This is a genomic window from Roseateles sp. (genome assembly GCF_049240545.1).
In the GTDB taxonomy this organism is placed as follows: Bacteria; Pseudomonadota; Gammaproteobacteria; order Burkholderiales; family Burkholderiaceae_C; genus Paucibacter_A.
In genome coordinates, this window is record NZ_JBMLSK010000227.1 from 1 (window position 1) to 1,245 (window position 1,245).

Genomic DNA, 1,245 nt, shown 5'->3' on the forward strand with positions numbered 1-1,245 from the left:
GGTGCGGCACCGAGTAGTAGTGGCCCTCGAAGGCGACGTGGTAGTCGATGTTCACCCGCGCGGGCTTGAACTGCGCCAGCACCATCGCGGCGGCCGGCAGGGGCTTGAGCGCCGGCGCGTCCAGCGCCGCGAAGGCCGATGATCGGCAGCCCGGCAAGCGCCTGAACGGGCGCTGGTTCAGGTCCGCCAGCAGCGCCCAGATCGCCCGGTTCAGCTCGGCCAGGGTGTGGAAGCGCTGGTGGCGCAGCCGCGCCAGGATCCAGCGCTCGACCACCTGCACCCCAACTTCCACCTTGGCCTTGTCCTGGGGGCGGCCCGGGCGCGCGGGCAGCACGGCCACGCCGTAGTGCTCGGCCAACTCCTGCATCAGCCGGGCGGTGACGGGCTCGTAGGCATCGGGGTTGGCGATCAGCGCCCGGGGCTGATCGGGCACCAGCAGCCGCGGCACGCCGCCGATGAACTCCAGCGTCGCGATGATGGCGCCCACCCAGTCGGCGGCCGTCTGTTGCCAGGTGGCGCAGGCGTAGGTGTAGTTCGAGGCGCCCAGCACACCGACGAACACCTGGGCGCGGCGGATCTCGCCGCTGGCCGGGTCGAAGATCGGCACGGTCTGGCCGGCGTAGTCGACGAACAGGCGCTCGCCGCCGGGGTGCACCTGGCGCATTGAGCGCTTGAGCCGCTTGGCCCAGGCCCGGTACTTGTCGCAGAAGGCGCTGTAGCGGTAGGCATGCTCGCCGGCCCCGGCGCGGTACTCCTCCCACAGCAGTTGCAGCGTCACGCCGGGGCGTTTGAGCTCCTGGTGCAGCGCGGCGTACTCGGGCTCCACCCGCGTGCTGCTGCGCGGGCGCGGTGGTGGGTACAGCCTGGCCTGCAACTCCTCGTCGCTCAGGGTGCTGGCCAGCGGCCAGTCGACAGCGGCATCGCGCGCGTACATCGCGATCTCGCTGACGGTGGTCTTGCTCACGCCCAACGCGGCGGCCACCTGCCGCGTGCTCAAACCGGAGTCGGCCAGCAGTTGAAGTGCTTGTCTGATCTTGCTCATGAGGACCCTTGGTGTGGGCATCGCCTCTCCCGGCCAAAAAGCCGGGCAGCCTATGCCTCGTTGGGTCACTCAGGACACCCTCCCGGTGTCCGCGATCACAGCGGAACGCTGTCCGCCTTCAGCGTGGAACGGTGTCCGCCATCACGGCGGAATGCTGTCCGGCATCAACGCGGAACGGCGTCCGGGATCGCGCGGAATACGCA

The 1,245-nt window shown here is 70.0% G+C and carries 1 protein-coding gene; it reads right to left on the reverse strand.

From position 1 onward, the window contains the following. Window positions 1–1,042, reverse strand: a 1,042-nt coding sequence (gene istA, locus ACOVRJ_RS16225) for an IS21 family transposase (RefSeq protein WP_422044873.1), incomplete at its 3' end; no start/stop codon positions are given. Between the last annotated feature and the right edge of the window lie 203 nt (window positions 1,043–1,245).